The following is a 26,036-nucleotide window of genomic DNA, read 5'->3' on the forward strand; positions in this document are numbered from 1 at the left end:
CGGACGAACCTCCGGGCCCCTGACCGTCCCGCTCGGCTCTCGGATCGGGCGTCGGGTTCGGGTCCCGGTTCAGTGCGAAGCCGTGGTCGGTCGGGTGGGGGTCAGCCCGGTGACCGCGGAGGGCGGTGTGTCGTCCCGGCGCCGGCCGTCGACCGCGGCGGACCGCGCGGACTCGCCAGCCCGCCGCGTCGACGGCGCTCACCCGGTAGTGATGGGTGACGCCCTGCTCGGCGGAGGCGTCCCGGTACGAGAGCCGGTCCGGCCAGCCGGCACGGATCCCGCCGTCCTCGGAGGCGTCGGTGACGCCCACCCCCTGGGGAACGCCGGGCGCGACCCGGTCGACGGTGGTGACGGGCTGCTCGGCGGTGCCCTTCGACTCGTTCCCGGCACGGTCGAGGGCACGCAGCGCCGGAGCCGAAGTCGCGGGTCACGGACCAGCGGACGCGGACGTGACGGCCGCGGTGAGCGGCCCGCGTCCTGGGAAGTCTCCGGCCGCGTGGGTCCACGCCGAGGTGGGGGTCAGGTTGTACGGAAAATCGTTTCGTCGGGTTTGCGCTCGATGTCCGTCACCGGAAGCCGCCCTGCTGTTGTCCGGGCTGGTTCGGCGGAGTGCCCGGGGTCCAGCCGGCCGGGGGCTGCGGCTGCTGTGGCTGGGACGGCCACGCGGGCTGGTGGGGCGCGGGCGCGTACGGCTGCTGAGGCGTTCCGGCGGGCTGGATGGGCGCGTGGGCCTGTTGCTGCGGGGCGGGGGCCCGTTCGGTGAGGGCGGGGGCGGGACTGTGCTGCTGTGGAGGCGTGTCGAAACCGGGCAGTGGCTGGGTGCTGACCCGGTCGAGCAGAACGACGTTCGGGTTGCAGTCTCCGGCGTGCACCCGCACGGCCCCGCCGGGCTGTCGCTCCACCACCAGCAGACTGAACTCGGCGAGTGCCTGGAGCTGCGTGGGTTCGAGGGCGTACTCGTAGACGCGTTGTCGCCCCGAGGCCAGGCTGGTGCTGTCGCTCTCACCTGTCGTGCGGGTCGTGGACTCGTTGGTGCCGTGCGTGACGCTGGTGGAGACGCCGGTCGTCTCGCTGTGACTGCGGCCGGAGTTGGTGGACTGGGCTGTCGAGAGCGGGTTGAAGGCCCCCTGATAGGTGGTGGAGCTGTTCCGGCCCCGGGTGGTGGAACCGCTGTGGGTCGTGCCCCTGCTCATGGAGGAGCCGATCGTCTCGGCGATCGACGTGTTGACGGTCCGGCCTTCCGTGTCCGTCAGGGTGTGCAGGACGAAGGAGTGGTGACGACCCATGAAGTCGGCGGCGACCATGGCCTCCTGATGGTTTCCGAGCCTCATGAAACCGACCGTGCCGCCGCCGATCAGGTCCTCGCCCGCCTCCCTCAGGTGTGCGTGCACAAACGTGAGTTGAGCGCCGCGCCGTTCGCAGACCTGGGCCAGCTGTTCGAGATGGCGCCGTTGCAGGCCCTGCTCACCGAGAGCCACGACGACGGACGGGGCGTTCTCCTGCAGGGAGGACAGTCGCCGCATCACGCTCTGCACGGCCAGGTCGGCCAGCAGTTCCGTGCTCGCCGAACCTGCCCCGAGGTCGAGAGCGACGCACGTCAGATAACCCGGACCGCGATCCCCGCGGGCCGTGCCCAGTTCCACCAGCGGATCCACGAAGGACATCAGCCGGAACAGGCTGTCCCGTATCTGGTCCTTGTTCTTGTCGCTGAACAGGTCGTCCGAGATGAAGTTGCGCTCGTCCCTGCTCAGCAACCTGGTGTCGTCGCTCTCTCCGACCAGCACACGCAGTCCGGCGCCCAGCCGTGCCAGGGACACGTCGGTGCCCAGCGCGCCGCACACCTGTGTGAGGATCCGGGTGTGGACGGCCCGCTCGGCCCGGCTGGACTCGGCGTTGTCACCGTTCATGGCCTCGACAAGGGCCTGCACCAACTCGTGCGGTGCGAGAGCGCTGACGATGCCGCTCTCCGCCATACGGCTGGGTACCAGCTGCACATCCACGGGGAGATGGATGGCTTCGGCGAGCACGGACAGCTCACGGCAGATCAGGGCCTGTGTCAGGTCCAGCACGATCAACGGCCGCTCCCGCAGCGTCGAGGCGCCGAAGACCGTGAGGAAGCCCTCTCGACCGCGCTGGCTGCCGCCGAAGATGTCCAGCCGCCGGGTGTCGGTGCCGTAGGGGAGCGCGCCCCAGGCGTCCAGGCCGCCGATCCACTGCCGCTGATGGCTCTCGTGGAACTGCCGACGCTGGTGCCAGGACTGCCATTCGTGCTCGAATCGCTGTTCCAGCGTGATCTTCTGGGCCGCGCGGGCGCGAGTGGCGGAGCGGAACCGCCATGAGGCGTGAGCCAGGTGTGCGATCCCGAACGCGATCACCGTCGCGCTGATCGCGTTCACGAGGGGGCCGAGGAGGAGGCTCAGCAGATAGCACACCACCGCGGCGATGACACCGAAACCGAGCGCGGTGCGCAGGCGGTCCTTGCGACTGCGCCGAGCGGCCTCCACCCGGTTGTCGTACTCGGCCGGCAACTCGACACGCTCGGGCTCGGGCTCGACGAAGGGCTGACGCAACGACTCGGGGTCGCGGTGGATCCAGCCGAGGCGCTGGCCGGGATCGAAGAGTCGCTCATAACGGCCGAGTTGCCCGGCCTCGGTGCTTACGACAGTCATGACGGGGCTCCCGGCCGGTCAGGCGACAAAGGTCTCGATGGCGCGTACGCGCCGGTGGAACAGCGGATGGGTGGACAGGGGCCCGGCCAGGACACCCTCGCGGAGAGCGATCGCGGGCGGGAACGCCGTGACCGGGAGAGAGAGTTCTCGGGCGAGGAAGAGGGCGGTGCGGGACACGGACTTCGGGACGCTCATGAAGAGCCGCGCCGGCACGGGTGAAGATGCGCCTCTGTCGATTGAACTCGCCTCCGTGCCGCCGAAGCGGAGAGTCAGCTGATGATCCACAGCCGAGACATGCTGCACGAAACCACGTTCACAGTCCAGCGAGAGGTATCCGGAGCGACGTCACAGTTGCAAGGCTTGGCCCTCGGCGCGCCCGACTCTATGGTGTAGGCGCGAGATCGACAACGGGGGAGAAGTTGCCAACAACGCTGCTCGCGCACGAGTATGCCCAACTCACGGATGCCATAATATTCCGCACCCTGCCGGACATCTCCGGCATCTGGGATGGTTTGCCTGTTTACCGGAGCGAATCGGGCGGCTGGGTGGAGGGGTTGGCGCACATCCGGCGCATCGACACCGACCCGGCGATGGAACCGGCCGCCGCGGCAGGCGAGGTGCTGTACCTCGCGCCGTCGGACGTGGTGCCTGAGACGCGACGCCCTGCGAGCGCCGGACAGCAGGCGGGAGCGGTCTGATCCCATGGACGACACGGCTTCCGGCGGTACGTGGCAGCGTTTCGCCGGCATGGAGACCTGTCTGTTGCGCGAGGTCCCTCGCGGGCGGTCCACCGAGGACCGGGCCCCCGGCCCCGGCGACGACCTGCACGCTCAGAGGCTCGCCGCGCTGATCTCCGCCCATCACGCACGACGGTCGTACGACCCGTCGGGCGGCGCGGTGTTCGTCGGTTGGGCACGTCGGGCGGCGGACCGGCCGATCGACGTCCTGATCGGGGGGACCGCGCTGCTCGGCGGCCGAGCGGACGCGGACGGCGGCGGTACGACTCTCCTGAGACTCCCCGCCGGAGCGCGCGGACTCGTCCAGCCGACGGGAACGGCGGCCTCCCTGCTCGCGGAGTTCCCTCACTGGAGCGCTGTCGAGGGTGTGACCGACGGGCTTCTCGTCGACGACGCGGCCAACGCCGCGGGACCGGGCGCCGCCCGGCTGCGGCCCACCCTGGAGGACTGTCTCCTCGCGGTGTGGCAGGAACCCTTCGCCTGGCTGGTGTTCGCCGAACCGGTGGCCGCCGCCGAACTCCATGAACTCACCGGTGACGTCGCCGACGAACAGCGCAGGGCCCAGTCCAAGGCGGACGGTTCGCCCGAGTACGCCATCGCGGCGGCCCGGTTGGAACGGCGACACCAGGAGTTGGCCAAGGCATCGACCACCGGACTGTGGAGCATCCGGCTGCTGGCGGGAGGACGTACGGCTGAGGAGGCGACCCGGGTCGCCGCGCTGGTCTGCGCGTCGGCGGACACGGAGGGGCTGCCGTACGCGCTCCGGCCGACCGGACGGGTCGCGGACCTGGCCTCGGCCCTCGGCGGAGTCCTCCCCGCCCCCGAGCGGTACCCCTTCCACGCCGGTTCCGACCTGCTCGCGACACTGGCCCGGCCGCCCGCCCAGGAGATACCCGGCGTACGGTTCGCGCTGCGGCCGGAGTTCGACGTCACCCCCGAGACCACCGGGCGACCGGCTGCCCCCGACGCCCCGGCGCCGGTCCGGCTCGGCTCGGTGCTCGACCGCAACCGCAGCCCCGTGGGCGACCTGGAGCTGACCCGCTCCACCCTCAACCGGCACACCTTCGTGTGCGGGGCGACCGGCGGCGGCAAGTCCCAGACCGTGCGCGGTCTGTTGGAGGCGGCGACGCATGAGGGCATCCCGTGGCTGGTGGTGGAACCGGCGAAGGCCGAGTACCGGTTCATGTCGGCGCGGCTCGGCGACACCAGCGAGGTCGTCGTCATCAAACCCGGCGACCCCGACGCGCTCCCGGCCGGCCTGAACCCCCTGGAGCCCTCCGCGTACGCGAACGGCGAGCGCTTCCCGCTCCAGACGCATCTCGACATGGTGCGGGCCCTGTTCCTGGCCTCCTTCGACCCGCAGGAGCCGTTCCCCCAGGTCCTGAGTGCCGCGCTCACCCGCTGCTACGAGGACCTGGGCTGGGACCTCACCCTCGGCGAACCGCTCGTCCCCGGCACCGAGCCCCGCTACCCCACCCTGGAGGACCTGGAGCACACGGCCCTCAAGGTCGTGACGGACATCGGCTACGGCAAGGAGGTCGCCGACAACGTCCAGGGCTTCATCAAGATCCGCCTGGCCAGTCTGCGGCTCGGCACCACGGGCCGTTTCCTGGAGGGCGGCCGTCCCCTCGACTTCGGTGAACTCCTGCGCCGCAACGTCGTCTTCGAGATCGAGGACGTCGGCGACGACAAGGACAAGGCGTTCCTGATGGGCACGATCCTCGTCCGGCTCGTCGAGTACCTGCGCATGGAACAGCGCGTGACCCGCCGACTGTCCTTCCCCTTGCGGCACTTGAGCGTCTTCGAGGAGGCGCACCGGCTGCTGCGCCGCGCGGAGGAGGGCGGCGCGAGCGCCCACGCGGTGGAGATGTTCGCCGGTCTGCTGGCCGAGATCCGCGCGTACGGCGAGGGCCTGGTCATCGCCGACCAGATTCCCTCCAAGCTCCTCCCGGACGTCATCAAGAACACGGCGGCGAAGGTGGTCCACCGCCTCCCCGCCCAGGACGACCGCGAGGCGGTCGGCGCGACCATGAACATCACGGCGGCCCAGTCCGAGTACCTGGTCACCCTGCGGCCGGGCGAGGCGGCCGTCTTCACGGACGGCATGGACTATCCCCTCCTGGTCCGGATGCGGGACGGGACGGACCGCGAGGACGCGGGGGCGATCCGGCCGGCGTCGGCGGTCGCGCTGACAGGTGAGCGCAGCCGCGCCTGCGGCCCCTGCCGCACACCGGAGCCGTGCACCCTCCGCGACCTGCGCAGGGCGCAGCGGCTGATGGACCAGCCCGAACTCCGGATCGCGTTGTGGGCGGAGATGGCGGTCGCGGCGCATCTGCTGGGCTGGACCACGCCGCTGCCGGGCGAGGCGATGCGGCGGGACCTGGAGCCGCACCGGGGGCGTCTCCTGGACTGCGCGATCGGCCAGGCCGTCGACCGCGCCGTACACAGCCGCGTCGGCGCGCCCGCGGCGCCGGAGGCACTGGCCGAGCACGTGGCCGCGATGATGCGCGCCCAACTCGACGGACGGGATCCGTGTCCGGCGGCGGAGCCGCGGTGGAAGGCCCGGCCGGGAACGAGGACGCGGGAGTACTACCACGGGCGGTCCTCGCCGTCCGTGCTGGAGCGGATCGTCGGGTGCGCGGATCCGTCGGAGCGCTGGTCCGGCCAGTTCGCCCAGGCTCTCGCGAGCTTTGACCGGGTACCTCGGAGGGCGAAGGACGAGCGGGGATCGACAGGAGGAACAGCGGCGCCATGATGGCTGAGAAGGACCGTACGTGAGCGAGCTTCAGGGGACCGATCGTCCCCCCGCGCCGGAACTCGAAGTCTCCGGACCGTGGGAATCGGGGGAGACCGGTGCCCCCGTGGAGCCGGGAGCCGCCGATTCCTCCACCGCGGTGAAGGACAGCTGGTCCGGCGAGGGGTTTCTGGAGCCGAGCGAGCCCGTGGAACCGACGGAACCCGCCGAGCCGTTGGAGCCGGAGGGGTCGGTGGACTCGGCCGGGGTGTGGAGCGAGGGCGAACCCGAGGAGCCGTCGTACTGGAGCGCGGTGGGCGACACGGACAGCCCTCCTCAGACGGCGGAGGAGCCCGAGGGGCCGACGGAGCCGGTCGAGCCGGAGGCGTCTGCGCACCCTGTGGAGGCCGAGGAGCCGGACACCGAAACGGGCGAGCCCAGCGACGCGGGCGACAAGATCCAGAAGACGGTCGATCGTCCGTCCATCGAGAACATGTACTTCGATGACGGGGAGGAGATCGAAGGGCTGACCTACGGCGACCCGATCAACGAGGGCCCGGAGGGCAAGGTGCCGCTCTTCGACGGGTCGCCCACGCGGGAGCAGATCGCACAGGGCAGTCTCAACGACTGCGGTGTCATCGCGTCGCTCGCAGCTGTCGCGGGGCATCGCCCCGAGGCCATCGAGAACGCCGTCCAGGAGAACTCCGACGGCACCTACACGGTGACCTTCTACGACACGGAACGCGGTGCGGACGACGTCTGCAGGGCCACCGGCCCACGGATCGAGTTCGTCGTCGAGCCGGGCCTTCCCGTTGTCGAGGACGATCCCGGCATGCCGGTCTTCGCGCAGATGGAAGGGGCGGCCTGGCCCGCGGTGCTGGAGAAGGCGATGGCCGCAGTGGACCAGACGTGGGAGGACAAGCGCACGAACGACTGGGACGCGGAGTGGAAGGCGGACGCGGACGCCCCCGACGGTCCCACGCCGGTCGGCTACGAACGGCTCAACCAGGGCTCCACCGTGTGGGAACAGACCGAAATGCTCACCCAGCTCACGGGCAGCGACAGTATCGTCCTTCCATTCCCGCAGGGCGAGGGTGCCGGCCCCGCGCTGGAGGGGCACCTGCGGCAGCAACTCGCCGAGAGCAAACCGGTCCTGGCCGCGACGCGCATGCTCAACGAGGACGCCGACGAAGAGGAACTGCCCTACGAGCTGGTGCCGAACCATGTGTACGAGGTGGTCGGGGCGCAGGACGGCATGGTCCATCTGCGCAATCCTTGGGGCGTCGACGATCCGGAGAAGATGTCGACCGAGGAGTTCATCAAGAACTTCAGTGACCAAGGGTGGGGGCTCTACGGCACGCTCGCCTAGGGCATTCGAACAACCGAGAAATCATTCCCACTCGGGGTATGTGGAGAGGAGATTCGTATGACGCGGGACAAGCTGGTGATCCGCTCCGGGCAGCTCACGAGGACCGTGGAGGGAAAGGTCGGCGGTGTGAGCAGCACGTCGGCCACCGAGTCGAGACCGGCGCGCGTGAAGCTGGCCGTCGTCGACGCGGACGGCACGGAACGCAAGGAACGCCTGGAGCTGAACGACACCTTCCGCGTGGGCTCGGAGACCTGGCGCCTGGTGGACGTCACGCACTCCGCCAGCGGCAGGTGGACGGCCGTGGCGGTTCCCGCAGACGCCGTCTCGAACACCGTGCCCGAGGACGCCACTTCTCCGGAGGTCCCGGACGCGTGACGTGGTCATGGCTTGCCGAGGTTCGGCGGTCGGTGCCGGGCCACTGGAATGGCAGGCCGGCCCGGCAGGCGAGCCTCCATGCCACAGGCGGCCCGTGCCGAGGCGTTGTTGACCATTCTCGACGCGGACGGCACCGAGTGGGACGAGGAACTCCGGCTGAACGACACCGTCGCGGTGGACGGCGCGATCCGGCGCCTCGCGGACGTCCGGTATCTGGGCGCCGGCCAGTGGGTGGTCGTGGCGGTGCCGGCGGCTTCGGCTTCCGTCGGTGCGTGAGAGGGGATATGCGGGGTGCCCATGGCACCCGAGGAATTGACGCTCTTGGGCGGCACCGTCGCTCATGTGGGTGCGGGAAGGATCGGCGGAACCGGAAGCCTGCCGCGGACCGCCGAGCGGGCGGCCGTGGTGCATTTGTCCGTCACACCCACCGGTGGTGACAGGCGGCTGGAGAAGCTGACCATGGGCGAGTCGTTCCCGCTGGGGGATGAGACATGGGAGGTCACCGGTATCAACCACCCCAACGCCATCTCCTGGAACGTCGTTCTGCGCCCGGTGCGCTGAGGCCGGACCGGCGGGTGGGTGGACGTGCCGTGGCGGAGCGACGGCCGGGGGAACGAACCGCCTCCGAGGGGTCCGCGTTCGGGAGTGCGGCGTGACCTTGCGCACGGCTCCCGGCCGCTGAACCAAGGGGCCCGGGATAACGTCTCACCAGGGGAAACGCGTAAGTCGCCGCCGGGGAGGCACTCATGGCCATGGTCGGGCTGTTCTGGATCGCCGAGGACGGTCAGGTGTACCTCGGGGCGCGGCCGGAGGGGTACGGGTGCGGGGTGCGGCTGACGCGGGACTGGGTGGAGGGGCTCGGGACCGGACAGAGCGCGGTGTGGGGCTGGTCGGAGATCCGGTCGGTCGCCGTGCGGTACGTACGGGTCCGTTCCGGCGCCAGGCTGCTCGCCTCCACGGCCGTCGACCTGGTCGCGGGCGGCGGTGAGGCCGCTGCCGCGTTCGAGGTACACCTGGTGACCGCCGAGAGCACCGTCGAGCTGAACACGATGTCGGCCGCGGCCCTCGGCGGCTACGTCCGGTCCGAGTACGACCTCTCCCTCGCCCTGCTGGACCGCATCGTGTCCGGTGCGGCGGACGTCGACACCCTCGCGCGCTGGGGCCGTGCCCACGCCGCCGAGGGCACCCCACGACGTGAGCGGCGGGAGGCCCTGCTGCGGACGTGGGCGGCCGAGGGCTGAGCCGCCGGTGAGCCGTGGCGCGCCCCTCCGCGATGCGCGCGCTCCACGGGGAGCCGCGGTCGGCGCGGCACACAACGGCGGTGTCCCGGTGACCCACGACCCGGTGACCCGCGACCCGGTGACCCACGACCCGGAGCCGCCCGACCATGCGCCCGACCGGCCGCCCGACCATGCGCCCGACCGGCCGCCCGACCGGTCGCACGAGGAGACCGCGGCGTACGAGGCGGCGCGTGCCGCGCAGGGGCGGCTGGGCAGGAAGCGTGAGCGGCTGCGCTCGGCCGACCGGGAGCGGATCGCCGAGGCCCGCGACCGGTACGCCGGGCTCGCCCGCGAGGTCGTGGCGGGCCTCACCCGAACGACTCGCGCGTCGAAGACCGGGCGCCCACGTGAGGTCCACCCCTCCCACGTGAGGCCCATGCCCCTCCCACGTGAGGTCCGCCACCCGGCGCCGTGCGTCCCGTCGGGCGGAGAAGCGGACCGACACGGCGGGGACGGTGCTGATCCCGGGGGCCGTCGAGCCCGGTCCTCGCCCTGGTCATGCCCCGCACCCCTTTCTCCCCCAACTCCCGCCCGTACGGCGGCCCTTGGCGAAAGGGCGGAGCCGGCGGCAGTCGTTGGCTCGTGTCAGGTGAAGGCCGCGCGGCGACAGCGGGGGCCCTTTGCTTTACCCTCTTCACACCGAGACCACACAAGGCTGTTGTCATCTCGTTAAGTGATTAGTCCTTGACGCTGAGGTGATCACCGCGTTGGCTTTCAGCCACCTGGGTCGCAGTTGCTGCACCCACGCCCGGAAGGCCCTTGATGTGAACGCCCGTACCACCCGCACCACCCCCAGCACTCGTATACGTCGTCGTACCACCGCTCTGCGTCGCACCGCCACCGCCCTCGCCGCCTCGGCCGCGGCCGTCTCCCTCGCCTCCTGCGGGGTCGTGGACGTCGGCGGCAGCGCGGAGGCGAGCCCCACGAAGGGCGACGACATCACGGTGGGCGTGCTGTTCCCCGACAAGGAGACCAAGCGGTACGAGCAGTTCGACTACCCGAACATCAAGAAGAAGATCGCCGAGCTCACGGACAACAAGGGCGTCACCAAGTACGCCAACGCGGAGAAGGACCCGGAGACCCAGAACACCCAGCTGGAACAGATGGTGGCCGACAGGGTCGACATCATCATCGTCGATGCCGTGGACTCCAAGAAGATCGCGTCCGCCGTGCGGACGGCCGACGACGCGGGCGTCCCCGTCATCGCCTACGACCGGCTGGCCGAGGGCCCGATCGACGGCTATGTCTCCTTCGACAACGAGCTGGTCGGCCAGGTACAGGGCCGCTCGCTGGTGGAGGACCTGGGCGACAGCGCCGCCAACAAGATCGTCATGATGAACGGGTCGCCCGCCGACCCGAACGCCGCGATGTTCAAGGAGGGCGCGCTCTCCGAGCTCCAGGACAAGGTGACGATCTCCGAGACGTTCGACACCCAGGACTGGGACCCGGTCGTCGCCAAGGCGAACATGGAGAAGGCCGTCGCCAAGCTGGGCGTCGACAACATCGACGCCGTCTACGCCGCGAACGACGGGATCGCCGGGGCCGTCATCGACGTGCTGAAGACCGCCGGTGTCTCCAAGGTGCCGCCGGTCACCGGGCAGGACGCCGACCTGGACGCCGTGCAGCGCATCCTCACGGGCGACCAGTACATGACCGTCTACAAGTCCTTCCCGACGCAGGCGAGCGCCGCCGCCGAGATGGCCGTCGCCAAGGTGCAGGGCCGCTCGATCGAGTTCGACGCCCTCGCCAAGGACAGCGTCGACTCCCCGACCACCAAGAAGATCCCGGCCCAGCTGGTGCCCCCGGTCGCGCTGACCAAGTCCAACATCAAGGACACGGTCGTCGCCGACGGCATCTACACCGTCAAGCAGATCTGCACCTCGGACTTCAAGTCCGCCTGCTCCGCGGCCGACCTGGACTGACCCCGCGTCCTTCTGCCCGGGACCGTCCCCGGCGCGCGGCGCGCCGGGGACCAGGTCCCGCCCCACGCGGTTCGTCGCCGCGCCCCTCAACCCACCCGAGTGAACTCGATCGTCACCTCCGGCGGCCCCCCGGCCACGCCCCGGTAGACGCCCTTGTGGGGGGTCACGTCGTCGTAGTCGCGGCCTCGGCCGACGACGACGTGGGACTCGTCTGCGGGGACGCGGTTGGTGGGGTCGTAGCCGGTCCAGTCGCCGGACCAGTACTCGATCCAGGCGTGGCTCTGGCCGGCGACGGGGCGGTGGAGTTCGGCCTCGCGTTCGGGGTGCAGGTAGCCGGAGACATAGCGGGCGGGCAGGCCGAGGGCGCGGAGCATGCCGAGGGTGAGGTGGGCGATGTCCTGGCAGACCCCGGCCCCCTGCTCCCACGCCTCGGCCGCGCTGGTGTGCACCCCGGTCGCGCCCGGCACGTACGACACGTGGTCGGCGACCATCGACGACACCGCGACCGCCGTCCCGTGCACATCGAGACCGTCCGCCGCCTCCCGGGCCCGGTCCAGCAGCGCGGCGGGCAGTGTCGTACGGCCGGTCGCCGTCAGGTATTCGAGGAGGCGGGAGCCGGCGGTCGCGCGGTGGACCTCCGCCCACTCCGGCGCGGCCGGCGGCGGCTCCGGCGGAGCCGTCTCCACCAGGCTGGTCGCGGTGATCGTCAGGTCGGAGTGCGGCTCGATCAGGTCGAAGCCGGTGACCTGGGTGCCCCAGTAGTCCCAGTACGACCAGGTGGGCGTGGAGGGGTTGACCAGGACCCGGGCGTCCAGGGTGGTCTGGCCCGGGAGCGTCAGCGGGGTCATCCGGACCTCGTTGTGGGAGGAGGCCGCGGGCTGCGCGTACGCGACACGGGTGGTGTGCCGGATACGCAGCCGCCGGGTCGCCCTCGGAACCGGGCTCGCCACAGGCAGGTTCATCGCGCTCACGCGCCTTCCTGGGCCCACTCGACGGGCCCCTGGTACGGGAAGAACTTCTCGGCCACCGCCTCCGCCGACGCCATGCACGCCTGCTGCAAGTCCCGCAGCAGCGTGGGCAGTCCGGCTTCCAGGGACTCGGAGTCGAGGTATTCGAGATGAGTGCGCAGCGCGCCGATCGGGCGGCGCGCCGGGTCCTGGCGGGGGCGGCCGAGCGCGGCCAGGCACTCCTCCGCCGTGGTCAGCGCGTGCAGCGCCGAGCGCGGGAAGTCCCGGTCCAGGAGCAGGAACTCGGCGACCTTGGGGCCCTCGCCGAAGCCGCCGTGCACCCGCGCGTACGCCTCGTCCGCGCCGCTCGCGCTCAGCAGGGTCGGCCAGTCCGGCGCGTGCGCCGCGTCCAGCACCCGTACCGACAGCAGCCGTACGGTCATGTCCACCCGCTCCAGGCTGCGGCCCAGCACCACGAAGCGCCAGCTGTCGTCCCGGCTCATCGTGGAGTCCGCGAGCCCGAAGAAGAGCGCCGCGCGCCGGCGTACGAGTTCCAGATAGGCGTACGGGCCGCCCGTGCGGCGCGCGGCCGTGCGCTGGTCGGCGAGCGCGTGCCAGGTGGAGTTGAGGCACTCCCACATCTCCGACGACACCGCCTCCCGGGCGCTGCGGGCGTTCAGCCGGGCCGCCCCGAGCGCGCCCTCGATGGACCCCGTGGAGCGGGCGTCGAAGGCCAGCTGGTCCAGTACCTGCTGCATGTCGCAGTGGTGCTGCCGGCCGGGCGCGTCGACGCCGAGGATCGCGTACAGCGAGCGGCAGGCCGTGTCCTCGTCGCGCCAGGGGTCTTCGAGGAGCCGGTGGAGGTAGGCGTCGAGGATGCGGCCCGTCGCGTCGGCCCGCTCCACGTACCGTCCCGTCCAGGTCAGGGCCTCGGCTATCCGGGAGAGGATCACGTCGTTCACTGCTGCGCCCCTTCCTGTACGACCGCGCGGGTGCCGTCGGGGCCGAGCTGACGCGGCGCCTTCTCCGGCAGCGGGCCGCCGGCCTCCTCGTACGGCCGCTCGGCGGGTCCCTCGGCGAGCACCCAGGTGTCCTTGGAGCCGCCGCCCTGGCTGGAGTTGACGATCAGGTTGCCCTCCTGGAGGGCGACCCGGGTCAGTCCGCCGGGCAGCACCCACACCTCGCTGCCGTCGTTCACGGCGAACGGCCGCAGGTCGATGTGGCGTGGCGCCATGCGTTCGCCGGCCAGCGTGGGGGAGGTGGACAGCGCAACCGGCCGCTGCGCGATCCAGCCGCGCGGATCGGCGGCGACGGCCTGGCGGGTGCGCTCCAGCGTCTCCCGGTCCGCCTTCGGCCCGATGACGATGCCCTGCCCGCCCGCCCCGTCGACCGGCTTGATCACCAGCTGGTCGATCTGGTCGAGGACCGCCTCCAACTGCCCCGGTTCGTCGGGCCGGAAGGACTCGACATTCGGCAGAATCGGTTCCTCGGAGAGGTAGTAGCGGATGAGGTCCGGGACGTAGGTGTACAGGAGCTTGTCGTCCGCCACGCCATTGCCCACCGCGTTGGCGAGCGTCACGTTCCCCGCCATCGCCGCGCCCATGATCCCCGGGCAGCCGATCACCGAGTCGGGCCGGAAGTGGAGCGGGTCGAGGAAGTCGTCGTCGAGCCGCCGGTATACGACATGGACGGGCATCTCCCCGCGTGTCGTCCGCATCCACACCCGGTTGCCCCGGCAGACGAGATCGTGCCCCTCGACCAGCTGCACTCCCATCAGCCGGGCCAGCAGGGCGTGTTCGAAGTAGGCGGCGTTGTTGGGGCCGGGGGTGAGGACGACCACGCGGGGGTCGCCGATGCCGCCGGGCGCGGCGGCCCGGAGCGCGGCCAGCAGCCTCTGCGCGTAGCCGTCCACCGGTACGACGTGCTGCTCGGCGAAGAGGGACGGGAAGACCCGGGTCATCGCGCGCCGGTTCTCGATGACGTACGACACCCCGGACGGCACCCGGACGTTGTCCTCCAGCACCCGGAAGTCGCCCGCCTCGTCCCGTACGAGATCGATCCCGGCGACATGGATACGGACCCCGCCCGGCGGCTCCACACCGTGCGCGGCCCGGTGGAAGTGGGGCGAGTTGAGGAGCAGCCGCCAGGGCACGACCCCGTCCTCGAAGGCCCGGCACGGCCCGTACGCGTCCGCGAGATACGCCTCCAACGCCCGTACGCGCTGCGCCACTCCACGCTGGATGAGATCCCACTCCAGGGCGTCCAGGATGCGCGGCACCAGGTCCAGCGGCCAGGGTCTCTCCTCGCCCGCGAAGGCGTACGTCACGCCCCGGTCGGTGAACGCGCGGGCCATCTGGTCCGCCCTGAACCGCAGTTCGGCCGGCTCGACGGGCTGCAGCGCGGCCAGCACCGGCTCATAGGCGGTCCTGACCTCACCCGGCCGCTCAAACATCTCGTCCCACGCGTCGGCAGGCGCGTACGCGTCAAATATGTCCGCCATGGCCCGACGGTAAGTGCGCTCCGTAACACCCCGATCACCGACGCGTTTCCGACACCTTGCGGGGGCGATCGCGACCTGCGGAAACGGAGGGTTTGAAGTACGGCCGGGCGGGGGAGCCGAGGGTTCCGCGCCCGGCCGGGCGGCGTGTCGGCACAGGGGCCGCACGGCACGCGCCACGCGGACGGAAACGGCGTCGTCCGGTCGGTCTTCCGGCGGCCCCATGGCCGTCGCGGGCCCTCCCCCGTAGGACCCGCGACGGCTCTGCGGGCTCACTCACCTTGCACGGCAGGGGCATCTCATCGCCATCTTCAGCTTGTTGCAGAGCGCACTGCCTGAGGGGTAGAGAAACAGGTGCACCATGCCCGATAAAGGGATGAAACCTTCCCTTCGTCGTGTTGCGGTGCCGGTGCGGGCCGCGCATAGTTGCGCTGCGAAGAGGCTGGAACCGGGGGTGAGTTGGGTGATGGCCGGGCACGCGTCCGAGGAGCATCCGCACGGTGCCGACCGGCTCTGCGCGGCCGGGGACCGCGTGTACTCCAGAGCGGTACGGCGGGGCCGCGTCCCGCGCGCGGACGCCGACGCCGTGCCCTGCCTGCTGGAACTCGCCCTGCTGCACCCCGACCCCGACGACATGGGCTGGCTGGTGCCCACCTCCCCGCAGGAGGTCATGACCCGGCTGCTGCGCGGCGTCCACGCGGAGGTCAGCGCGAGCCAGGCCCGGATGGGCGCGGCGGTGGACGCCGTCGAGTGGTACGCGGGCCTCGGCAGCTCCCGGGCCCGGCAGCCGGGGGAGAGCACGGCGATCCGGGTGCTCGACGGGCTGGCCCGGATCCGCGCGGCGATCGACGAGGCCACGGACCGCTGTACGACCGAGGTGCTGACCGTGCAGCCGGGCGGCATCCGGCGCGAGGACGAGCTGCGCGAGGGGCTGCACCGGGCGCTGGCGATGTGCCGCCGGGGCGTGCGGATGCGGGACCTGTACACACATGTGGCCCGGCACGGGCAGGGCCTGCACAACTACATGGAGCTGATGGGGGAGTCGGCGGAGGCCCGCACCCTGGACGAGGTCGTGGAACGCCTCATCGTCTTCGACCGCACGGTCGCCTTCATCCCGGCGAACACCGACCGCACGATGGCCCTGGAGATCCGCCATCCGGCGCTGGTGGAGTACCTGGTCACGGTCTTCGAACGCCTCTGGCGCCTCGCCGTCCCCCTGGCCGCGTCGCTCCCCTCGACCGGGGTCGCGGGCATCACCCACCGGGAGCGGTCCATCGCGGCGCTGCTCGCGGAGGGGCATCAGGACGCGGTCGTCGCCGAACGCCTCGGGATCAGCGTCCGCACCTGCCGGGCCCATATCGCCCGCCTCTCCGAACGGCTCGGCGCGGCCAGCCGTACGCAACTCGGCGTCCGCATCGCCGAGGCCGGCCTCGAAGGACCGCCCCGCACCACCCCACCGGACGACCTCCCCGCCCTGCCCTCCCCTACCCTCCCGCTTCCCGCTCCAGAATCCCCGACCGCCCGATGAGAAACCCGAGCTGAGCCCTGCTCTCACTGCCGAGCAGCGCGGCGAGTTTGGCGATGTGGACGCGGGCGGTGCGGATGTTGAGGCCTAGGCGGTCGGCGATGGCGGCGTCGGTATGGCCTTCCACCAGAAGGCGGGCGATGGCGTGTTGACGAGGGGTGACGCCGTTGACCACGGGGAGCTGGACCGCCTGGGGATACATGGGCGTCGCCAGGCGCCAGAGACGGTCGAAGGTCGTGGCGAAGTAGGAGATCAGCGTGGGATGGCGGATCTCCAGGGCCATGGTCCGCTCGGTGTCCGCCGGGATGAAGGCCACCGTGCGGTCGACGAGGATGAGGCGGTCGGTGACCTCGTCCAGGGTGCGTGCCTCGGCGTCGCCGCGCAGTTGCTCGTAGCGGGCCACGATGAGGGGGGAGTGCCGAAGGGTGTGCGGGTAGAGCGTACGGATGCGGGCGCCCCGGGTCAGCACGGCTTGGTCGCGGCCGAGGGCGGCGGCCTGGCCTCTCTGCCCGCGCTGGCCGTGTTGGTGGGTGTGCGGCTGGATGCAGAGAAGTTCCCGGGTCGCCTTGGCCATGGCCTCGGCGATGGCGACATTGATCTGGTCGACGCCGCTGAGCAGGGTGACCGCAGGGGTACCGGTGTCGTCCCTCACCGCACGCCCCTCCGCGATCCGCAGCAACGGCTCGAAGGCCACCGCCAGCCGTTCCTCCCGGCGCCGCTCCTCGGCGACCCGGTCCTCGATGCCGCGCAGCAGCCGGTGCAGGGCGGACGCGGGGGAGGCGGGCGCCAGCCGGTGCGGGGCCCCGACGACCGGGTGCAGCAGACCGACGTCGATCAGACATGGCGCGGCGGCTGCCTCCTCGGTGCCCACACCACCTTCCCGCAGCGCCCGTGCGTAGAGATCGGCGCCGGCCTCGCACAGCTCGTCGGCCGGGTGCCGGTGGGCCTCGGCGGTCACACGTGGCTCGCTTCCCGCATCACTCGGCTTCCTGCTCCAGCATCCCCGACTGGGCTATGAGATAGCCGAGTTGGGCCCTGCTGCCGCTGCCCAGCGCCGTGGCGAGCTTCGCGATGTGGGCTCGGCAGGTACGGACGTTCATGCCGAGGCGGCGGGCGATGGCCTCGTCGACGTGGCCTTCGACGAGGAGCTTGGCGATGGAGTGCTGGATGCGGGTGATGCCGTCGGGGGCCGTCTCGTAGGGGGCGCCGGTGCTCAGCGGGACCGCGCGGTCCCACATGAACTCGAAGACCTTGATCAGATAGCGGACGACCCCGGCGTGGCGCAGCTCCAGGGCGACCTGCCGGTCGTCCCGGGTGGGGATGAAGGCGACGGTCTCGTCGCAGATGATCAGCCGCTCGACCAACTCGTCGATGGTGCGGTACTCCACCTTGCCGTCGGTGAAGTGGGAGACATAGGCCAGCTTCTCCGGGCTGTAGCGGGCGGTGTGCTGGTAGAGGGTCCGTATCCGGACACCGCGGTCGATGAGCGGTCTGTCTCGTTCCAGCCCCTGATGGAGGCTGCGCTCGGGCCTGGGGCCGCTCGGCTGGACCGTGAGCATCTCCGTCTGGCATTGGCTGGTGGCAAGGTCGAGGGCCGCGTTGATCCGGGCGCTGCCCTCCAGCACCGTGATCGAGTGCGTGGTCGGTGTCGTCAGGGCGCTGAGGGTCATGAATGGCTCGAAAGCTTCGGCCAGTTCGATGGAGAAACGTCTGCGCTCGGTGATCTCGCGCTCCAGCGGGTTGAGTCGCTGGGAAAGGGCGATCGACGGCGGTACCGGACGTAGCCAGCCCGCATCGTCCGGATCCGGATGCAGGAGGGCGAACTCCATCAGACAGGGCGCGGGGTCCACCTCGGCGCGGGCGATGCGTCCCGTACGGAGAGCATTCGCGTACAGGCGTGCACCCTCCTCACACATCTCGGTCACCGCATGGGGATGTGTCGCTTTAGCCCGATCCATCACCAAATCTCCACCCCCCAGGGTCCTGAACATGCAGGAACATGATGCACCGATTGTGTGGCCATGACGTGCCCGAATGAGCCATCGTCGTATCCGACGGGGGAAGAGGGGACCTTCAAGTGAGGACGAAGCCGACTATGGGTAAGAGAATGCTTCGCTCGGTACTTGCTGCCGCCTTCTCCGCCGTTGTGGCCTTCGGAGCACTGAGTGGCCTCTCCGATGCGAAGGGTGTCGTCAAGGCGGACAGCGTGTGGCCGATCGTGCAGCCGGAGACCGAGACGGGAACGGTCGCGGGTGATGCCCTGACGACCACGACCGTCACGCCGGCAGACAGCGTGTGGGCCTGATATGACGACTCCTCCCGACGACCGTTCCTTCCGCCGTGAAATGGCCACCGCCTACCGCTCCGGTTGGCACTTCATCGACCTGGCCACCGCCATCCCCCACAGCGGTGACTCGTTGATGGTGACCGTGTTCGGCGAACCGGTGGTGGTGACCCGGGACGAGGACGAGGACATCCGGGCGTACCGGTGTCTGCGGCGTCCGCGCGGCGCGCCGCAGCCAGTGCGGTGTGCCGTTCGGTACGGGATGGTCTTCGTCAATCTCGACCAGCGCGACCACCGGCTCGCCGAGCCGGAGACCCCGGCCTCCGCGGCCGTCTCAGCCACCCCCCGCAGTGCCTGAAGCGATTCCCCCGTCGTTTCAAATCGCTCAGGCGCTTCCCCCCAGCAGCGGCGTCACCGTGACCTGAACACGGTGACGCCGCTGCAGGCTTGTGGGGACATTTCACGATGTCCGCCGGTATCGGAACCGGCCCCCGGGCTCGCTCGTCTGTACGACATCTGTCTGAAAAATAGCCAACCGGAAGCGGACGGTCACCGTCGGCGCTCACCGTCACCGTCACCGTCGGCGGTCGTCGGCCGCCCCGCGCCGCCACCGCCACCGCGACTGCCCCACCGTCACCCCCGTCGTCACCCCCGTCACCTCCGTCAGCCGCGCCCCAGCGCCCCCGTCAGCTCGATCTCGATCACGACGCGGAGCGGGTTGGGCTGCGGTTGTCTGCCGTACCGTTCCGCGTACCGCCGCTCCGCGTCCGCGACCCGTTCCCGGTCCTCGTGGACCCGGGCGAGCCCCTCCAGCGTGGCCCAGCGCCCGCCCGCCACCTGGCAGACCGCGACCCGGGCGCCCGCGTCGCCCGCGAGGCGCACATGGCGGGCCTTCGCGCTCCCTGTGCGGGTGATCACCCGAGCGAGCCGGGCTTCGGGATCGTATGTGACACCGACGGGTACGACATGCGGGCTGCCGTCCGCGCGGAGGGTGGTCAGGGTGCAGAGGTGGCGCTCCCGCCAGAAGGCGAGATACGCGTCGTCGGGCTCACCGGGGTCCACTCGATAGATGCTCACGGTCCTGGAATCTAGCGGGAACGCTCCCCGCTCCACCTTGAGTGGAATAGACTCAACTTTGTGCACGTTGCCCAAGTCACTGTTACCGACGGCCGAGGCGACGGCTGACGCAAGGAGGGAAACGCGAACGTGGACGCCGAGCTGACCAACAGGAGCCGGGACGCGATCAACGCGGCCAGCAACCGTGCCGTGTCCGAGGGGCACGCCGACTTCACCCCCGCCCACCTGCTGCTGGCTCTGCTGCAGGGCCGAGGCCAACAGACACCGGAGAACATCACCGATCTGCTCGTGGCCGTCGACGCCGACCAGGCGGCCGTACGCGCCGGCGCGGAGAAGGTCCTGTCCGGCCTGCCCAGCGTGACCGGCGCCACCGTGTCGCCGCCGCAGCCCAACCGCGAACTGCTGAGCGTGGTCGCCGCCGCCCAGGCCAAGGCGAAGGAACTGGGCGACGAGTACGTCTCCACCGAGCACCTCCTGATCGGTATCGCCGAGAAGGGCGGCCAGGCCGGGGACGTACTCTCCCGGCAGGGGGCGAACGCCAGGAAGTTGCAGGAGGCGTTCCAGCAGGCAAGGGGAGGACGCCGGGTGACCACAGCCGATCCGGAGGGGCAGTACAAGGCCCTGGAGAAGTTCGGGACCGACTTCACCGCCGCCGCGCGGGAGGGGAAGCTCGATCCCGTCATCGGCCGGGACCAGGAGATCCGGCGCGTGGTGCAGGTGCTCAGCCGCCGGACCAAGAACAACCCCGTCCTCATCGGTGAGCCCGGCGTCGGCAAGACCGCCGTCGTCGAGGGGCTCGCCCAGCGGATCGTGAAGGGCGATGTGCCCGAGTCGCTGAAGAACAAGCGGCTCGTCTCGCTCGACCTCGGCGCGATGGTCGCCGGGGCGAAGTACCGGGGCGAGTTCGAGGAGCGGCTGAAGACGGTCCTCGCCGAGATCAAGGACTCCGACGGCCGGATCATCACCTTCATCGACGAGCTGCACACGGTCGTCGGCGCGGGCGCGGGCGGGGACTCCGCGATGGACGCCGGCAACATGCTGAAGCCGATGCTGGCCCGCGGCGAGCTGCGCATGGTCGGCGCCACGACGCTCGACGAGTACCGGGAGCGGATCGAGAAGGACCCGGCGCTGGAGCGCCGCTTCCAGCAGGTCCTGGTGGCGGAACCGACCGTCGAGGACACCATCGCGATCCTGCGCGGGCTCAAGGGCCGGTACGAGGCCCACCACAAGGTGGTGATCGCGGACGCGGCGCTGGTCGCCGCCGCCACCCTCTCCGACCGGTACATCACCTCCCGCTTCCTGCCCGACAAGGCCATCGACCTCGTCGACGAGTCGGCCTCCCGGCTCCGTATGGAGATCGACTCCTCGCCCGTCGAGATCGACGAGCTCCAGCGGTCCGTGGACCGGCTCCGCATGGAGGAGATGGCCCTCGACAAGGAGACCGACGCCGCCTCCCGCGAGCGTCTGGAGAGGCTGCGCCGCGACCTCGCCAACAAGGAGGAGGACCTGCGCAACCTCACCGCCCGCTGGGAGAAGGAGAAGCAGTCCCTCAACGCCGTCGGTGAACTGAAGGAAAAACTCGACGAGTTGCGCGGCCAGGCCGAACGCGCCCAGCGCGACGGCGACTTCGACACCGCCTCCAAGCTCCTCTATGGCGAGATCCCCACCCTGGAAAGGGCGTTGGAGGAGGCATCCGAGGCCGAGGAGGAGGCCGCCGCGTCCAAGCACTCCAAGAACACCATGGTCAAGGACGAGGTCGGCGCCGACGACATCGCCGATGTCGTCGCCTCCTGGACCGGCATCCCCGCGGGCCGCCTCCTGGAGGGCGAGACCCAGAAGCTGCTCCGCATGGAGGACGAGCTGGGCCGCCGCCTGATCGGCCAGTCCGAGGCCGTACGCGCCGTGTCGGACGCCGTACGACGGTCCCGCGCGGGTATCGCCGACCCGGACCGCCCCACCGGTTCCTTCCTCTTCCTGGGCCCCACGGGCGTCGGCAAGACGGAGCTGGCGAAGGCCCTGGCCGACTTCCTCTTCGACGACGAGCGGGCCATGATCCGCATCGACATGTCGGAGTACAGCGAGAAGCACAGCGTGGCCCGACTGGTCGGCGCGCCCCCCGGCTACATCGGCTACGAGGAGGGCGGCCAGCTGACGGAGTCCGTCCGGCGCCGTCCCTACTCCGTCGTGCTGCTGGACGAGGTGGAGAAGGCGCACCCCGAGGTCTTCGACATCCTCCTCCAGGTCCTCGACGACGGCCGGCTCACGGACGGACAGGGCCGTACGGTCGACTTCCGCAACACGATCCTGATCCTCACCTCGAACCTGGGCAGCCAGTATCTGGTCGACCCGGTCACGAGCGCGGAGGAGAAGAAGCGGCAGGTCCTGGACGTGGTGCGGGCCTCCTTCAAGCCGGAGTTCGTGAACCGCCTGGACGACCTGGTGGTCTTCTCCGCCCTGGACAAGGCGGAGCTGCGGCGGATCGCGGGGCTCCAGATCGACCGGCTCGCCAAGCGGCTCGCCGAGCGCCGCCTCACGCTGGAGATCACCCCCGAGGCCCTCACCTGGCTCGCCGACGAGGGCAACGATCCGGCCTACGGCGCCCGCCCCCTGCGCCGCCTCGTCCAGACCGCCATCGGCGACCGCCTCGCCAAGGAGATCCTCTCCGGCGAGGTCAAGGACGGCGACACGGTCCGCGTGGACGCGTTCGGGGAGGGGGAGGGGTTGATCGTGGGGCCGGTACCGCGGGCCTCCGGCAAGACGCTCTGATGTCGGCCGCGGGGGTCCGGTGGGGCTTCTCGCGCCGTTCCCCGCGCCCCTGAGAAGCAGGGCCTGCGGCACTTTCAGGGGGCCCCGAATTCTCCCGCGGTCACCGATGTACGCCGGGATCGGGGGTACCCGAAAGGTTCCCGCCCACGCTCGTAGCTGAATCCCCCGGAGGATCCGGCCAAGGGCGACGAACCGCGCGGGGCCGGGGTTGCCACCCCCCGCCCCGCATGGGGGAGGATGGCGGAATCCGTACGAAGGGAAAATCACGGTGAGCATCGACCCGTCCTCGATTCCGAACTTCGGGGGCCAGCCCGAGCCGCAGCCCCAAGGGCCGGCGGGCCCCGTCGTCCCGGATCAGGACCTCGTGAAGCAGCTCCTGGACCAGATGGAGCTGAAGTACGTCGTCGACGACGAGGGTGACCTCGCGGCGCCGTGGGAGGAATTCCGTACGTACTTCATGTTCCGTGGCGAGGGTGACCAGCAGGTCTTCTCGGTGCGCACGTTCTACGACCGTCCGCACCAGATCGACGAGAAGTCGGCCCTGCTGGAGACCATCGACGACTGGAACCGCCGCACCCTGTGGCCCAAGGTCTACAGCCACACCCACGACGACGGCACGGTCCGTCTCATCGGTGAGGCCCAGCTGCTGATCGGCACCGGCGTCAGCCTGGAGCACTTCGTCTCGTCGACGGTCAGCTGGGTGCGCGCCGCCATCGAGTTCGACAAGTGGCTCGTCGAGCAGCTCGGCCTGGCCGAGGACGTCGACGAGGCCGAGAAGCCCAAGGACGACAAGGGCGACGAGGGCGACGAAGGCACCACGGGTACGGGTGCCAAGGGCGACGAGTAGCCGCCCCCGTACCCCCCCGGCACCCTCGCACCGCCTCCGTGGCCACCGGCGGTCATCCGCCCCCGGTGGCCACGCCGAGCGGTGTCAGAACGCCGACTTCAGGCGCTTCGCCGCCTCCTCCAGCACCTCCGCGCGCTTGCAGAACGCGAACCGTACGAACGGCGCGCCCGCCTCGCGGTGGTCGTAGAAGACCGCGTTCGGGATGGCCACCACGCCCGCGCGCTCGGGCAGGGCGCGGCAGAAGGCGAAGCCGTCGCTCTCTCCGAGGGGGCGGATATCGGTGGTGATGAAGTACGTGCCGGCGGGGCGGAAGACCTCGAAGCCCGCGTCCGCGAGGGCCGCCGCCAGCAGGTCGCGCTTGGCGCGCATGTCGGCTCGGAACTCGTCGAAGTACGAGTCGGGCAAACGCAGGGCCTCGGCCACGGCGTACTGGAAGGGCCCGGAGGCGACATACGTCAGGAACTGCTTGGCCGAGCGGACGGTGGCCACCAGCTTCGGGGCCGCTGTAACCCAGGCCACTCCGTGTTCACGCACCTGTTCGTGTGCTGCGCGGGTCAGGTTGCGAGAAGGGTGCTGTGCCCGACCCCCGAGGCCCGTCAGCTTTCGTAGTGGTAGCGGCACTGTGCGATCAGGACGCCGTCCTCGGTTGCCTTGTAGATCAGCCGGTGCTCGTCGTTGATGCGGCGCGACCAGTAGCCCTGGAAGCCGTGCTTGAGCGGTTCCGGTTTGCCGATGCCCTCGTTGCCGTTCCGCGTGATGTCCGCGATGAGCGTGTTGATGCGCTTAAGGATCTTCCGGTCCTGAAGCTGCCACCACAGGTAGTCCTCCCAGGCGCGGGAAGAGAAGGTGATCTTCAACTCGCGGCACCTATTCGTCGGTCGCCAGCTCACGCACGGTGCCGCCGCCGCTTTCCAGCTCGTCGATGGACGCGAGCAGGCGCCGGGCGTTGGCCGGACTGCGCAGCAGATACGCCGTCTCCTTCAGGGACTCGTAGTCCTCAAGGGAGACGATGACGACCGGCTCATGTCCGGCCCGGGTGATGACGACCTCTTCGCGGTCGTCGGTGACGGAGTTGAGCACCTCGGCGTACCGCGCACGCGACTCCGAATACGTCATGGTCTTCACAGTCGACCCTCCTTTCACGTACAGAAAATTGTACGTCCGTCCCTGTCGGTGCGGCAAGCGCCGAAATGACGGCCCGCGGCGCGAAAGCGCCGACCGGGCGAGGCGCGGCCGTCGCGTCGACAAGTCCCGCAGGGGGGGCGGTCAGTGCGCGAATGCCTTGCGGAGCCGTTCCGCCGCGTCTGTCAGCACCTCGGTGCGCTTGCAGAACGCGAACCGCACGAACGGGGCGCCGGCCTCGCGGTGGTCGTAGAAGACCGCGTTCGGGATGGCGACGACGCCCGCGCGCTCGGGCAGCGAACGGCAGAAGGCGAAGCCGTCGCTCTCTCCGAGGGGGCGGATATCGGTGGTGATGAAGTACGTGCCCGCCGACCGGAACACCTCGAAGCCCGCCTCCGTGAGCCCGGTGGCGAGCAGATCCCGCTTCGCCCGCATACCCGCGCGGAACTCCTCGAAGTACGTGTCCGGCAGCGCGAGCGCCTCGGCGACGGCGTACTGGAACGGCCCCGATGACACGTACGTCAGGAACTGCTTGGCGGAACGGACGGCGGTCACCAGTTCCGCGGTTCCGGTAACCCAGCCCACCTTCCACCCGGTGAACGAGAACGTCTTGCCCGCCGACCCGATGGTCACGGTCCGCTCCCGCATCCCGGGGAAGGCCGCCAGCGGCAGATGCTCGGCGTCGTCGAAGACCAGGTGCTCGTACACCTCGTCCGTCACCACCAGCAGATCCCGCTCCACCGCCAGCTCGGCGATCGCCGTCAGCTCCGCACGGGTGAGGACCGTGCCGGTGGGGTTGTGCGGGGTGTTGATCAGCAGCAGCCGCGTCCGGTCGGTGACCGCGTCCCGCAGCTCGTCGAGGTCCAGCCGGAAACGCCGGTCCGTGACTCCCTCGCCGGTCTCCTCGGACGGCCGCAGCGTCACCGGTACGCGCGTCCCGCCCGCCATGGCGATGCAGGCCGCGTACGAGTCGTAGTACGGCTCCAGGGCGACCACCTCGTCGCCGGGCTCCAGCAGACCGAGCAGGGCCGCCGCGATGGCCTCCGTGGCGCCCGCCGTGACCAGTACCTCCGTGTCCGGGTCGAACGTCAGCCCGTACCGCCGTCGCTGGTGCTCGACGATCGCGGCGCGCAGCTCGGGGACGCCAGGACCCGGCGGGTACTGGTTGCCCCGGCCGTCCCGCAGCGCCCGTACGGCGGCCTCGCGGATCTCCTCGGGGCCGTCGGTGTCGGGGAAGCCCTGGCCCAGGTTGATCGATCCGGTCTTCAGGGCGAGCGCCGACATCTCGGCGAAGATCGTCGTCCCGAACTCGGCGAGCCGCCGGTTGAGCGGAGGACGCGGGGTCCGAGGGGGCTGGGCGGGGCTTGCGCTGGAGGTCATGGCCGTCATCCTGCGCCGAACCTCTGGACTTCCTCAACTCCGCTTTGAGCGGTGAGACGGCAGGGGATCACCACGTCACGCACGGCCCACGGGGGGTCTGCACGGGGGAACGAGAGGCAGGTGCCGCCATGGAGTTCTTCTTCATCCTGATGGGTGCGGTCGCCCTGATCAGCATCGTCTGGGGGCTCGGCCGCGGCTCGCGGCGGGGCCGCAGGCGCTCGCACAGCTGGTGGGCGGAGAGCGGGTCGTCGCACCGGAGCGGCGGATGGTGGTCCTGCGGCGGGGGCTCGTCCTGTGGCGGCGGTTCCTCCTGCGGAGGAGGCGGCGGAGGCGGCGGCGGGGGCGGCGGCGGGGGCGGGTGCGGCGGCGGAAGCTGACCGCGCGAGACGCAGGCTCTGGACTTGCTCAATTCTGCTTTGAGCGGTCCGCGGCGGGGGCATCCCCGCGACACGCAGTGAGCGAGGCACCCACGGGGGGCGCTTCGGGGGACACAGGCGCGGAAGAG

General features: G+C 70.6%; 24 protein-coding genes and 1 pseudogene. 13 read left to right on the plus strand and 12 right to left on the minus strand.

Going from position 1 to position 26,036, the window contains the following annotated elements:
* Positions 1-566 precede the first annotated feature (566 nt).
* Positions 567-2,669 carry a hypothetical protein gene (locus F9278_RS26365; RefSeq protein WP_152170521.1) on the minus strand — a complete coding sequence of 701 codons (2,103 nt, stop codon included), beginning with the start codon at positions 2,667-2,669 and terminating at the stop codon, positions 567-569.
* 18 nt (positions 2,670-2,687) lie between these two features.
* Entirely contained in the window at positions 2,688-2,864 is a 177-nt protein-coding gene (locus tag F9278_RS46335) for a hypothetical protein (RefSeq protein WP_193241640.1), read from the minus strand.
* A gap of 224 nt (positions 2,865-3,088) precedes the next feature.
* Here F9278_RS46335 and F9278_RS26370 point away from each other — a divergent pair, with 224 nt between their 5' ends.
* From F9278_RS26370 to F9278_RS26410, 8 genes are all read left to right on the plus strand, one after another.
* Positions 3,089-3,367, plus strand: a complete 279-nt coding sequence (locus F9278_RS26370) for a hypothetical protein (RefSeq protein ID WP_152170522.1) — start codon at positions 3,089-3,091, stop codon at positions 3,365-3,367.
* A gap of 4 nt (positions 3,368-3,371) precedes the next feature.
* Positions 3,372-6,161, plus strand: coding sequence for an ATP-binding protein (locus tag F9278_RS26375; protein WP_152170523.1), 2,790 nt, complete (start codon positions 3,372-3,374; stop codon positions 6,159-6,161).
* 19 nt (positions 6,162-6,180) lie between these two features.
* A complete protein-coding gene (locus tag F9278_RS26380) occupies positions 6,181-7,509 on the plus strand; it encodes a C2 family cysteine protease (RefSeq protein ID WP_152170524.1) in 1,329 nt (442 codons plus the stop codon).
* 57 nt (positions 7,510-7,566) lie between these two features.
* A complete protein-coding gene (locus F9278_RS26385; protein ID WP_152170525.1) occupies positions 7,567-7,884 on the plus strand; it encodes a DUF6406 domain-containing protein in 318 nt (105 codons plus the stop codon).
* Between the two features lie 78 nt (positions 7,885-7,962).
* Positions 7,963-8,160 carry a hypothetical protein gene (locus F9278_RS26390; RefSeq protein WP_152170526.1) on the plus strand — a complete coding sequence of 66 codons (198 nt, stop codon included), beginning with the start codon at positions 7,963-7,965 and terminating at the stop codon, positions 8,158-8,160.
* Positions 8,161-8,181: 21 nt separating this feature from the next.
* A complete protein-coding gene (locus F9278_RS26395) occupies positions 8,182-8,445 on the plus strand; it encodes a DUF6406 domain-containing protein (protein WP_152170527.1) in 264 nt (87 codons plus the stop codon).
* Between the two features lie 185 nt (positions 8,446-8,630).
* Complete coding sequence (locus tag F9278_RS26400) at positions 8,631-9,125, plus strand: hypothetical protein (protein ID WP_152170528.1); 495 nt, start codon at positions 8,631-8,633, stop codon at positions 9,123-9,125.
* An 803-nt stretch (positions 9,126-9,928) separates the two neighbouring features.
* Complete coding sequence (locus F9278_RS26410) at positions 9,929-11,086, plus strand: sugar ABC transporter substrate-binding protein (protein ID WP_152170530.1); 1,158 nt, start codon at positions 9,929-9,931, stop codon at positions 11,084-11,086.
* A gap of 86 nt (positions 11,087-11,172) precedes the next feature.
* On the opposite strand, the gene F9278_RS26415 is transcribed toward F9278_RS26410, so the two are convergent.
* From F9278_RS26415 to F9278_RS26425, 3 genes are read right to left on the minus strand one after another with little or no spacing between them, the layout of a single operon-like run.
* Complete coding sequence (locus F9278_RS26415; protein WP_152174143.1) at positions 11,173-12,048, minus strand: transglutaminase family protein; 876 nt, start codon at positions 12,046-12,048, stop codon at positions 11,173-11,175.
* 5 nt (positions 12,049-12,053) lie between these two features.
* Positions 12,054-12,995: an alpha-E domain-containing protein gene (locus tag F9278_RS26420; RefSeq protein ID WP_152170531.1), complete on the minus strand. Its 942-nt coding sequence runs from the start codon at positions 12,993-12,995 to the stop codon at positions 12,054-12,056.
* A complete protein-coding gene (locus F9278_RS26425; protein ID WP_152170532.1) occupies positions 12,992-14,533 on the minus strand; it encodes a circularly permuted type 2 ATP-grasp protein in 1,542 nt (513 codons plus the stop codon). Before F9278_RS26425 ends, F9278_RS26420 begins: the two co-directional genes overlap by 4 nt.
* 463 nt (positions 14,534-14,996) lie before the next feature.
* Here F9278_RS26425 and F9278_RS26430 point away from each other — a divergent pair, with 463 nt between their 5' ends.
* Positions 14,997-16,058: a helix-turn-helix transcriptional regulator gene (locus F9278_RS26430; protein WP_193241641.1), complete on the plus strand. Its 1,062-nt coding sequence runs from the start codon at positions 14,997-14,999 to the stop codon at positions 16,056-16,058.
* Here the strand turns inward: F9278_RS26430 and F9278_RS26435 are convergent.
* Positions 16,015-17,013 carry a helix-turn-helix transcriptional regulator gene (locus F9278_RS26435; RefSeq protein ID WP_152170534.1) on the minus strand — a complete coding sequence of 333 codons (999 nt, stop codon included), beginning with the start codon at positions 17,011-17,013 and terminating at the stop codon, positions 16,015-16,017. The genes F9278_RS26430 and F9278_RS26435 overlap by 44 nt on opposite strands.
* 19 nt (positions 17,014-17,032) lie before the next feature.
* Positions 17,033-18,046, minus strand: a complete 1,014-nt coding sequence (locus tag F9278_RS26440; RefSeq protein ID WP_193241642.1) for a helix-turn-helix domain-containing protein — start codon at positions 18,044-18,046, stop codon at positions 17,033-17,035.
* A 116-nt stretch (positions 18,047-18,162) separates the two neighbouring features.
* Between F9278_RS26440 and F9278_RS26445 the strand changes: the two genes are divergently transcribed.
* Positions 18,163-18,360, plus strand: coding sequence for a hypothetical protein (locus F9278_RS26445; protein WP_226967330.1), 198 nt, complete (start codon positions 18,163-18,165; stop codon positions 18,358-18,360).
* 1 nt (position 18,361) lies between these two features.
* Positions 18,362-18,697, plus strand: coding sequence for a Rieske (2Fe-2S) protein (locus F9278_RS26450; RefSeq protein ID WP_152170537.1), 336 nt, complete (start codon positions 18,362-18,364; stop codon positions 18,695-18,697).
* Positions 18,698-19,002: 305 nt separating this feature from the next.
* Here F9278_RS26450 and F9278_RS46340 read toward each other — a convergent pair whose 3' ends face one another.
* Entirely contained in the window at positions 19,003-19,416 is a 414-nt protein-coding gene (locus F9278_RS46340) for a pyridoxamine 5'-phosphate oxidase family protein (protein WP_193241643.1), read from the minus strand.
* Between the two features lie 129 nt (positions 19,417-19,545).
* Between F9278_RS46340 and clpB the strand changes: the two genes are divergently transcribed.
* Positions 19,546-22,182, plus strand: coding sequence for an ATP-dependent chaperone ClpB (gene clpB, locus F9278_RS26460; protein ID WP_152170539.1), 2,637 nt, complete (start codon positions 19,546-19,548; stop codon positions 22,180-22,182).
* A 268-nt stretch (positions 22,183-22,450) separates the two neighbouring features.
* Positions 22,451-23,029, plus strand: a complete 579-nt coding sequence (locus F9278_RS26465) for a YbjN domain-containing protein (protein ID WP_152170540.1) — start codon at positions 22,451-22,453, stop codon at positions 23,027-23,029.
* A gap of 84 nt (positions 23,030-23,113) precedes the next feature.
* Here the strand turns inward: F9278_RS26465 and F9278_RS26470 are convergent.
* The 4 genes and pseudogenes from F9278_RS26470 to F9278_RS26485 form a co-directional block, all read right to left on the minus strand.
* Positions 23,114-23,548, minus strand: a pseudogene (locus F9278_RS26470) (aminotransferase class I/II-fold pyridoxal phosphate-dependent enzyme); the annotation flags it as partial.
* 77 nt (positions 23,549-23,625) lie between these two features.
* On the minus strand, positions 23,626-23,886 hold the full coding sequence (locus F9278_RS26475; protein ID WP_103544660.1) for a Txe/YoeB family addiction module toxin: 261 nt from the start codon (positions 23,884-23,886) through the stop codon (positions 23,626-23,628).
* Positions 23,887-23,896: 10 nt separating this feature from the next.
* Complete coding sequence (locus F9278_RS26480) at positions 23,897-24,154, minus strand: type II toxin-antitoxin system Phd/YefM family antitoxin (protein ID WP_103544659.1); 258 nt, start codon at positions 24,152-24,154, stop codon at positions 23,897-23,899.
* 141 nt (positions 24,155-24,295) lie between these two features.
* Entirely contained in the window at positions 24,296-25,540 is a 1,245-nt protein-coding gene (locus F9278_RS26485; protein WP_152170541.1) for a pyridoxal phosphate-dependent aminotransferase, read from the minus strand.
* Positions 25,541-26,036 lie beyond the last annotated feature (496 nt).

This window comes from Streptomyces phaeolivaceus (assembly GCF_009184865.1).
GTDB classification, from domain to species: Bacteria; Actinomycetota; Actinomycetes; order Streptomycetales; family Streptomycetaceae; genus Streptomyces; species Streptomyces phaeolivaceus.

What these genes read in the sequence shown, in the direction of transcription:
- F9278_RS26440 (WP_193241642.1), bottom strand. Translation starts at nt 18,046, where the DNA reads ATGTTCAGGACCCTGGGGGGTGGAGATTTGGTGATGGATCGGGCTAAA.
- F9278_RS26450 (WP_152170537.1), top strand. Translation starts at nt 18,362, where the DNA reads ATGACGACTCCTCCCGACGACCGTTCCTTCCGCCGTGAAATGGCCACC.
- F9278_RS26485 (WP_152170541.1), bottom strand. Translation starts at nt 25,540, where the DNA reads ATGACGGCCATGACCTCCAGCGCAAGCCCCGCCCAGCCCCCTCGGACC.
- F9278_RS26400 (WP_152170528.1), top strand. Translation starts at nt 8,631, where the DNA reads ATGGCCATGGTCGGGCTGTTCTGGATCGCCGAGGACGGTCAGGTGTAC.
- F9278_RS26375 (WP_152170523.1), top strand. Translation starts at nt 3,372, where the DNA reads ATGGACGACACGGCTTCCGGCGGTACGTGGCAGCGTTTCGCCGGCATG.
- F9278_RS26445 (WP_226967330.1), top strand. Translation starts at nt 18,163, where the DNA reads ATGCTTCGCTCGGTACTTGCTGCCGCCTTCTCCGCCGTTGTGGCCTTC.
- F9278_RS26385 (WP_152170525.1), top strand. Translation starts at nt 7,567, where the DNA reads ATGACGCGGGACAAGCTGGTGATCCGCTCCGGGCAGCTCACGAGGACC.
- F9278_RS46335 (WP_193241640.1), bottom strand. Translation starts at nt 2,864, where the DNA reads ATGAGCGTCCCGAAGTCCGTGTCCCGCACCGCCCTCTTCCTCGCCCGA.
- F9278_RS26425 (WP_152170532.1), bottom strand. Translation starts at nt 14,533, where the DNA reads ATGGCGGACATATTTGACGCGTACGCGCCTGCCGACGCGTGGGACGAG.
- F9278_RS26365 (WP_152170521.1), bottom strand. Translation starts at nt 2,669, where the DNA reads ATGACTGTCGTAAGCACCGAGGCCGGGCAACTCGGCCGTTATGAGCGA.
- F9278_RS26430 (WP_193241641.1), top strand. Translation starts at nt 14,997, where the DNA reads ATGGCCGGGCACGCGTCCGAGGAGCATCCGCACGGTGCCGACCGGCTC.
- F9278_RS26390 (WP_152170526.1), top strand. Translation starts at nt 7,963, where the DNA reads ATGCCACAGGCGGCCCGTGCCGAGGCGTTGTTGACCATTCTCGACGCG.
- F9278_RS26395 (WP_152170527.1), top strand. Translation starts at nt 8,182, where the DNA reads ATGGCACCCGAGGAATTGACGCTCTTGGGCGGCACCGTCGCTCATGTG.
- F9278_RS26415 (WP_152174143.1), bottom strand. Translation starts at nt 12,048, where the DNA reads ATGAACCTGCCTGTGGCGAGCCCGGTTCCGAGGGCGACCCGGCGGCTG.